The organism is Candidatus Magnetaquicoccus inordinatus, assembly GCF_004217665.1.
In the GTDB taxonomy this organism is placed as follows: domain Bacteria; phylum Pseudomonadota; class Magnetococcia; order Magnetococcales; family Magnetaquicoccaceae; genus Magnetaquicoccus; species Magnetaquicoccus inordinatus.
Genome location: NZ_RXIU01000122.1, coordinates 1 through 4,887, shown reverse-complemented (window position 1 = coordinate 4,887; position 4,887 = coordinate 1). Strand labels below are relative to the sequence as shown.

Sequence of the window (4,887 nt, the reverse complement as noted above, 5' to 3'; positions counted from 1 at the left end):
TTTGTATTTTGGGTAATTGCGGCATTGGCTTTTGCCGCCTATCTCTGGTATGCCTTTGACCCGGCCTATGCCAAACTCTTTCTGGTTGGCTTTGTCTTGGAAGAGTCGTTGTCTTTTGATAACGTAATGGTCTTTATGGTGATCTTCTCCTCTTTCAACATCAAAGAGGTCTTGCTGCGTCGGGTTTTATTCTACGGCATCCTGGGAGCGATTATTTTCCGTTTGGCCTTTGCCAGTATCGGCACCGTTCTCTATGCTGCCTCCCCCTGGGTAGGGATACTCTTTGCGGTTGTGGTCTTCTGGACGGCCTGGAAAATGATTACTGCCGGGGAGGCCGATGAATCACTGCATGACTATTCCCACCATTGGTCGGTCCGCCTGACCGAACGTTTTATGCCGGTCTTTCCCCGTTTGCATGGTCAGGATATGATCCTCACCCGGCAAGAGGCTGAAGAGTTGCAACGCCAGGACTCCTCCATCCAACTCAAAGAGCAGGCTGCCCGTTATGCCACTCCGGCCCTGCTGTGCACCATGGTCATCCAGGCAACCGATGTGATGTTTGCCTTTGACTCGGTACCGGCGGTGATTGCGGTTACCAAAGAGCCGGTTCTGGTCTGGAGCGCCATGATCTTTGGTGTGATGGGCTTGCGCGCCCTCTTTTTTATTCTCTCCAGCTTGATGCAATTTCTCGTTCATCTTGACAAATCCATCATCGCCCTGCTCTTTTATATCGGGGCCAAACTTTTTATCGAAGCCTGTAACACCATCTTCCAATGGCCCAATCTGCACATTACTCCGGGCCAAAGCATGATCGTGGTCTTTTCTGTGCTTGCTTTGGGGGTGCTGGCTTCGCTGGTACTGCCGAAAAAGCAAAACGATTAGAGAGCGCATGATGCCTGCGGGGGCTACAAGAAAGGCAATGCCCCTGAGCTTGTGAATAAACCTGCTGCGCAGCCCACGGGCGGCGTTGCAGGCTTTTTCGCTCCTCGCCTATCTGCTTGATATGTCTCGTCGCTCAATCGCCTGCGTCTTGCCCGTGGACTTGCTCGCGACGATTTATTCACAAGCTCCCTGCTCTGCTCTCGGTTTCACAATCATCCCCTCTGCAAACAAACAACGGTCCAGAAACAGAGTTTCTGGACCGTCATGACGACCGAAAAGAAAATCCGGTCAAAACCTACTGGCAAACAACAAACGATCAGGCATGACCGGCTGTGGCACCATATAAACCCAAGCCAGAAGCGCTGCTCTGCGGCAGAGCAAAGCTGTTCTCCTCCGCATCGCTGGCAAACCGCTCCAACATGGTGTTCAAACGATCCAGCATCTGATGATTGGCTCCGGTGAATTGTTCCAACTGCTGCTTGAGAGCGTTGTTCTCCTGCTCAACCAAGGCAATATAACCCTCCAGGTCAGCAATATTTTTCTCTTTACCCGCCAGCTTCTCCTCCAACTGCAACTGCTCACCATTCATGTGCTGAATCTGCACCTCAAAACGAATCGCCAGTTGCTCCATGGTCAAGATTTTTGCCTCCGCCTCGGCAAGCGCTTGCTCCTTATCGCTCAACTGCAACAGATAACCGGCACCCTGCTCTTGCAACTCGGCACTCTTGCCCTGCTCCGCACTCAACAACTCTCCTTGATTCTGCAACGCAAGCTGCATGCGGGCCATCTCCTCCTGCAAGGCCAAAATCTGCTCCTGCTGCAGAGCAGCCAACGCCTCCCGCTCCTGCAATGTGCTTTGCAACTCTTCCGCACGACCACGCCAGGAATAGATCGCCTTGCGCATCGTCTCCATCTTGGCTTCCAACAAAGTAAACGGATCCGCAGCCTGGGTGACCGGATGCACGATAGCTTCCCCAGCAAGCGAATGAACATTTTCTGCCTCTACCGGCTGCTCCACCATGGCAGGGGGCGGAGCCATGAATACTGCCGCTTCCTGTTGAAATGTTGACACGGTTTGCTGTCCGTAGTAGTCCATGCTCAATCTCCTCAATACAGTGTTTTGTTTACATTAATTTGCTTAAACCCGACCCGGCCCTGTCGGGTCTGATTGTGTTAAAGCAAGTTTAAGGCCAATTAAAGCAATTGAGCATCGCCCACCACCGCCTGACCAGGCAACAGCTCCCTCAGTTGGAGCGCCTCCTTCACGACACTATTTTACACTAACCAATGAAAAATTGTAACTATTCACCATGCAAAACAACTGCGGGTCCAGGGAGGGCACCTCCCTGGCCGGGTCCAGGGATGGAATCCCTGGGATTTGGTTTTTAATCTTTTGCCTTTGGCGCGCCTTTCACAACAAGCCGACGCGCTTTTTGCGTCGGCGCGGCGCGCCTAATGGAAGCAAGCTGTGCGGATTGGCGCGCTTTTTTGCGCCAATCCGCACAGCATCCCCATGGGGGTAGAGCTGGCGAGCCAGCACGAATCTGAATAGTTACGAAAAATTGAATTGACAGCATCGCCTCACCTCCGCTATGCTGCAATGCAGCAATATGATATATTTCTAATATTGCCCCTTTTATGCACTACCCAATGGTCGAGTAAGGAAAGATGAGCAGCCATCCAGGAAATGTTTCCGTACTGCGGACGGAGAAGGAAACCATCATTCAGGTGGACGGCAAATTCAGTTTTGGTTTGCATCGTCAATTTCGTGATGCCTACCGTCGTGATCTCAGCGAACGGAAAAAACAGACCCGCTATATCGTTGACCTCTCCAAGACCGAATTTATCGACTCCTCTGCCTTGGGTATGTTGATCATCTTGCGCGAAGAGGCGGGCAGTCGCGAGCAACAGATCGAACTGGCACATGCCCATCCAGAAATTCGTAAAGTACTGGAAGAGGCCAGCTTTCAACGTCTGTTTCAGATCACCTGATGAGGGCTTACAGGAAAAATTGCTGGCTTCACAACGGTCGTTGCCAGGTTGTTGGACTCTACACAACCTGGCAATTGAAGCTGCTCGGCCTACTGATCAGCAGCCGATTGCTTGGCTATCGGAATCACCCGATTGAGCTTGCCACTCTGAAAACCCTCCAGATCGAGGGTGACATACTTGAATCCCAATCCCAACATCTCCTGCGTCAAGCGCTGCCGTACCTCCTCCTGCAGCAGACAAGGAAAATCCTCCGGCAACAGCTCAATACGCGCTGTCTCTCCCTGTTTGCGCACCCGCAGCGTTGTCAAACCCAAACCACGCAATATCCCCTCTGCAGCCTCCACCATCCGCAACGATTGGTTGAGAATCGGCTCGCCATAACTGATTCGTGACGATAAACAAGGTGATGCCGGTTTGTTCCAATTGGCCAACCCCTTCCAGCGCGCCAACTCCCGCACCACCTCTTTGCCTAGTCCCACCGCCCACAAAGGACTCTCAACCCCCTGCTCGCCCCTGGCACGCATCCCCGGGCGATAATCTCCCGCATCATCGACAGTGCTGCCATCCAGCACCCAGGCATAACCCTCGCGACGTGCCAACTCCGTCAAACGGATAAACAGATCACTCTTGCAATAGTAACAACGGTTAAAATCGTTGCGCACAAACTGTGCATCATCCATCTCGCCACTCTCAATGAAGCGATGCTTAAGCTGCAGCGTCTGCACCAGGCGGGCTACATCCTGACGATCCTGCTCTGGCATGGTTGGCGACAAGGCGGTCACCGCCAAATAGTCTACCCCAGCATCCTGCACCGCTCGCACCAAAAAGGTACTGTCCACCCCTCCAGAAAAGGCTGCCACTACCGATCCCAACCTGCCAATATATTGCAACAACTGCCCATACAAATGCGCACATTGCTCTTCACTCATCTGCATTCTGCCGCACCCCGATTGATCAGACCTGCTACATATCCGGCACCAAAGCCATTATCGATATTCACTACCGTCACATTGGCCGAGCAACTGTTTAACATTCCCAACAAAGCCGATATACCCTGCAAGGAGGCGCCATAACCAATCGAGGTGGGCACCGCAATCACCGGCTTATCCACCAATCCCCCTACCACCGACGGCAACGCCCCCTCCATTCCCGCTACCACCACCAAAACCTTCGCCGACTGCAACAGAGCACTGGCGGCAAACAAACGGTGCAAACCCGCCACCCCGACATCATAACAACACTCTACCCGCGCCCCCAACAAACGGGCTATCCATGCCGCCTCCTCAGCCACCGCAATGTCACTGGTTCCGGCGCACAACACCCCAACCAACCCCACTGGCTCGCGACTCGCCACCTGACGATACAGACAACGCGATTGCCCGGCCACCTGCAATTCTGGAAAACGCTCTTGCAAACGCAACATCCTTTTGCGGCGCAAACGGGTAATCAACAGATCGTTACCATGGCTCAATGCCCGCTCCACCACCTCCTGCAAATCGATAAAGCGTTTGCCCTGGGCCAAAATCACCTCTGGAAAACCATGCCGCAAGCTGCGCTGTGTATCCAAACGCGCCACCACCTGCCCGTCGCGCAGTACCGGATCCACCGGAAAACGTTGCAACTGCTGCATGGTCTCCGGCACAGTGGCCCGCCCTTCCACCAGGGCGGTCAAAATGGCTTGCAACTGTTCTGGACTCATTGTGCGCGCTCCGGGCTTGTGAATAAATCTACTGTGCAGCTCGCATGACCATCCAGGTTTGTACTGGATCGCCAGCTCTACCCCCATGGGGATGCTGTGCGAATTGGCGCAACAATGCGCGCCAATCCGCTCAGCTTGCTTCCATTAGGCGCTTAAGCCGACGCAAAAAGCGCGTCGGCTTGTTGTGAAAGGCGCGCCAAAGGCAAAAGATTAAAGGATTAAAAATCCGTAACTATTCAGGTTTGTACTGGATCGCCAGCTCTACCCCCATGGGGATGCTGTGCGAATTGGCGCAACAATGCGCGCCAATCCGC

General features: G+C 53.5%; 5 protein-coding genes. 2 read left to right on the top strand and 3 right to left on the bottom strand.

Translation table 11 applies throughout. The annotated features are described in order from the left end of the window. Positions 1-882: TerC/Alx family metal homeostasis membrane protein (locus EJP87_RS09940; protein ID WP_130471721.1), on the top strand; the 882-nt coding region annotated here is incomplete at its 5' end. Positions 883-1,198: 316 nt separating this feature from the next. Here EJP87_RS09940 and EJP87_RS09935 read toward each other — a convergent pair. Continuing rightward, positions 1,199-1,978 carry a hypothetical protein gene (locus EJP87_RS09935; RefSeq protein WP_130471716.1) on the bottom strand — a complete coding sequence of 260 codons (780 nt, stop codon included), beginning with the start codon at positions 1,976-1,978 and terminating at the stop codon, positions 1,199-1,201. A 572-nt stretch (positions 1,979-2,550) separates the two neighbouring features. Here EJP87_RS09935 and EJP87_RS09930 point away from each other — a divergent pair. Next, a complete protein-coding gene (locus EJP87_RS09930; RefSeq protein ID WP_130471715.1) occupies positions 2,551-2,874 on the top strand; it encodes an STAS domain-containing protein in 324 nt (107 codons plus the stop codon). Between the two features lie 89 nt (positions 2,875-2,963). On the opposite strand, the gene larE is transcribed toward EJP87_RS09930, so the two are convergent. Together larE and larB are read right to left on the bottom strand one after the other, a co-directional pair. Then, positions 2,964-3,803, bottom strand: a complete 840-nt coding sequence (gene larE, locus EJP87_RS09925; protein ID WP_193771281.1) for an ATP-dependent sacrificial sulfur transferase LarE — start codon at positions 3,801-3,803, stop codon at positions 2,964-2,966. Next, positions 3,800-4,573 (bottom strand): nickel pincer cofactor biosynthesis protein LarB, encoded by a 774-nt coding sequence (gene larB, locus EJP87_RS09920; protein WP_130471713.1) that lies wholly within the window; start codon positions 4,571-4,573, stop codon positions 3,800-3,802. The genes larE and larB overlap by 4 nt, the downstream gene beginning before the upstream one ends. Between the last annotated feature and the right edge of the window lie 314 nt (positions 4,574-4,887).